A 3,288-nucleotide genomic window follows, 5' to 3' on the forward strand; every position below is an offset into this window, starting at 1 on the left:
AGTGCAAACCCATCGAATGCAAATGCCGAATCTTTGCCCAGTCATCCAAATTGATCACCTTCCATAGTGGCTAGGTGGCCCTGTTTTCAATCGGCAGAAACGGCATCACATTCGGTCGGCGTCAACAGTGGGGGCTCCGCGATATCGCGATCAGCAATATGCGTGTCAAAGAGCTGCTCGAAGAACTCGTCGCCGAAGCGAACATCCGGAACACCGACGGCACCCCGGCCCACTTCAGCCGACACGATTTCCGGCGGATCTTCGCGACCGAAGCCGTCGCTTCCGGGTTGCCCGTGCACATCACGGCCGAGATCCTCTGCCACGAATCAATAGCCACCACCCAGACCTACGTTGCCGTCTACGACCGAGACGTCATCGACCACCACCATGCATTCATCGCACGGCGCCGCAGCCTCCGACCATCAGACGAATACAGCGAACCCACCGAGAACGAATGGGACAAATTCATCGGGCACTTCGTCAAACGGAAAATCGAGCGTGCGCGAACGTCTGGCCGAAGCCCGTGACCAAGGCTGGCTCGGTGAAATCGAAGGCCTGCAGACCAGTGTCTCGGCTGCCGAGCAGAAGCTCACGCAAATACGCCGAACCGCGACCAACCTCTGGCTACCCGCATTTCCTACCCGAGCGTTGAACGCGACGTGGTGCAGAAAGGAGGCTCCGCAGGTGCTTCTGGTTCACACCGCCGACGTCAAGGAATACGCCGAGCTCAGCTACCTCACCACTCCTCCTCCGGGCAGCCGTTCGTTAGGCGGACGCCACGGAAAATGCGACGGCCTCGGCCGCCTCGTGCTCGGCAAGCCGGGCGACCAGGGATGCCCGGACGTCGCGATATGTGTCCGGTCCGAGCTGCAGCCGGAGAGGGGTGGCTCCTGACTCGACGAGGTCGATCATGGCCCCGGCGATCTTCGCCGGATCGTTTGGAAGGGGGAATGCACCAGCGGCCAACGCGCGCCGCACGTCGCCTGCGGGGGTGTCCTCGTACTCGGGCATGATCGGGGCCGAATCGAGCGAGTTCCCGAACCCCGTCGGGGTCGCGCCGGGCTCGATGATCGTGAGTGCGATGCCGAACGGGGCGACTTCGGCAGCGACGGTCTGGCAGAAGCCCTCGATGCCCCACTTCGACGCGTGATAGTAGCCGAAGTTGGGGTAGGTGGTTTGGCCCCCCGCGGTCGAGATCTGAAGGATGCGCCCGCCTTTCTGAGCCCGGAGGTGCGGCATTGCCGCGCGGATCACGTTGATCGACCCCACAAGGTTGGTGTCGATCACGCGGCGAATCTGCTCGTCGCTCGCCTCCTCGACGGAGGCGAACACCCCGTAGCCTGCGTTATTCACGACAACGTCGATGGTGCCGAGGGCGACGAATGCGGCGTCGACGACCTGGCGCACCTGGGTGCTGTCGGTGACGTCGAGGCGGCCGACCCAGAGCTGGTCGCCGTACTGCTGGGCAAGATCGTCGAGCGATTCGGGACGCCGGAGGGTGGCCGCGACGCGGTCGCCTCGATCGAGGAGCTGCTCGGTGAGGAGCCGGCCGAAGCCGGTGGACGTGCCGGTGATGAACCAGGTGTTCATGAGGTGCCTTTCGTCGATGGTGCGCCGTCCCCTGGGGCGGCTTCGGTACGAGGTTACGAGTTGAAGTGGACTCGAAGTCAAGGAGTAGTGTGTTGGTCATGACGACGACCAGGGTGACGGATACTCCTGCCGACCCGAACATCCCGGGGTCTTCTGATTCTGACGCAACCTTCACCATCGGCGAGGTGAGTGGGCTCACCGGGCTGACGACGCACACGGTGCGCTTCTACGAGAAGGAGGGGCTCTTTTTCGGACCCGTGCGCCGCGACTCGGCCGGCCGCCGTGTGTTCACGGACTTCGAGCTGCAGTGGCTGCGGGTATGCACGAAGCTGCGGTCGAGCGGTATGCCGTTGCCCGAGATTCGTCGGTACGCCGAGCTCGTGCTCGCGGGGTCAGGCAACGAGACCGAGCGACTCGCTCTGCTAACTGGGCACGAGGCTAGAGTGCAGCAGCAGATGGCCGACCTGCAGGAGGCGCTCGACGTGATTCACCACAAGGTCGAGATCTACACACGGCACCTCGGCGAGGGCACCGCCGACACGCTGTGGACGCACGGGCCGGAATGCTGACGCTGCCGCCGGGTCACCCAACGGTCACGCTCAACTACCGAAAAATCACCCGTCCACCTTGGCCCGTCGGTGAGACGCAGGACCTTTCCACCTGTCACGAGTGCAGCAGGAGGATTCACTTCCTGCATTTCGCAGGCAGCTGAACCCTTTCCGTGCTTTGAGCACGCTGCTTACCGGTCCAGGCTAGGGGCCGGACCCGACGGGCAAGCTCGGTCTCTTACCCGTGGCTGAATCTGGCGCGTGGAGTGACGCCGACACTGCCACTGCTCCCGCGAATATTTGAGGGCCACCGATCGCTGAGACGATGGCTCACTGGCATGTGTCAGGACCTCGACGAAGGACGAGCCGGTCGCGTACTCATCTGACTGCGACGAACCTCGGGCTATGCGATCTCTTGCCCGGGCGTAGACCGTCGCATGGTGCAGAAAAGCGTGTCACCCTCGACAGCGTGCTCGAGCAGCCGAATCATCGCGGGTCTGCTCGCAGCGACTTTTGTACCGGATGTGACGTCGGAGAAGATATCCCGCTGCTGCACACCGATCTTCACGAGCGCATCGATCTACAGCTGCGCATCCTGCGCCGCTGTGCTGACCCGCGTATACCCCTCAAGAAGTCCCAAAAGTGGAGTGAGACACGTGCGTCTGCGAGATGAGTTTTCAAGATGAACCACAACCGCCAGATTTCGCGGATTAGGAAGGTCCGCGGTCGGGGGAGAGGAGCGCGCCAAAAACCTTTAGGCGGATTCAGCTGGTCGTCGCAACAGGGGTCTCGTTTGAGTTTGAGAGTAGTTGATCGAGGGCGTGTGCGGGGGTGATTCCGGCGAGGGTGCGGCGTGGGCGCTGGTTCAGCTCGGTGGCGACCTGGAGGAGTCGTTCGGGGCTGTGTTCGTCGAGGTTGGTTCCCTTGGGGAAGTATTGACGTAGAAGTGGACTGGTCCCCGAATGTTGGACTTGATAATGAAACTCTACGCGGCGGCAATCTCTTGGGCGCGGTGCTCGTCTGTGTCAACGTCGGGTGAATCTTGACCCCGTATCGTCAAAAGAAAGTTGACCCCTCGGGTTGGTCTTTTGGTTACGCGGTCGCTGCGGGTTGTTCTCGTTTGAGGATTTCGCGGCGGCTTCTGGTTCGG

General features: G+C 62.3%; 3 protein-coding genes and 2 pseudogenes. 2 read left to right on the forward strand and 3 right to left on the reverse strand.

Going from position 1 to position 3,288, the window contains the following annotated elements; all coding sequences use genetic code 11:
* Window positions 1–74: 74 nt before the first annotated feature.
* Window positions 75–527 (forward strand): tyrosine-type recombinase/integrase, encoded by a 453-nt coding sequence (locus B7R22_RS17960; RefSeq protein WP_116413066.1) that lies wholly within the window; start codon window positions 75–77, stop codon window positions 525–527.
* 238 nt (window positions 528–765) lie between these two features.
* On the opposite strand, the gene B7R22_RS17965 is transcribed toward B7R22_RS17960, so the two are convergent.
* Window positions 766–1,590 carry an SDR family oxidoreductase gene (locus B7R22_RS17965; protein WP_116413067.1) on the reverse strand — a complete coding sequence of 275 codons (825 nt, stop codon included), beginning with the start codon at window positions 1,588–1,590 and terminating at the stop codon, window positions 766–768.
* A gap of 98 nt (window positions 1,591–1,688) precedes the next feature.
* Between B7R22_RS17965 and B7R22_RS17970 the strand changes: the two genes are divergently transcribed.
* Window positions 1,689–2,159 (forward strand): MerR family transcriptional regulator, encoded by a 471-nt coding sequence (locus B7R22_RS17970; protein WP_116413068.1) that lies wholly within the window; start codon window positions 1,689–1,691, stop codon window positions 2,157–2,159.
* A gap of 427 nt (window positions 2,160–2,586) precedes the next feature.
* Here B7R22_RS17970 and B7R22_RS19995 read toward each other — a convergent pair.
* Window positions 2,587–2,718, reverse strand: a pseudogene (locus tag B7R22_RS19995) (recombinase family protein); the annotation flags it as partial.
* 184 nt (window positions 2,719–2,902) lie between these two features.
* Window positions 2,903–3,094 (reverse strand): annotated as a pseudogene (locus tag B7R22_RS20000) (IS30 family transposase); the annotation flags it as partial.
* Window positions 3,095–3,288 lie beyond the last annotated feature (194 nt).

The sequence above is a fragment of the Subtercola boreus genome (genome assembly GCF_003399635.1).
Classification (GTDB): domain Bacteria; phylum Actinomycetota; class Actinomycetes; order Actinomycetales; family Microbacteriaceae; genus Subtercola; species Subtercola boreus_B.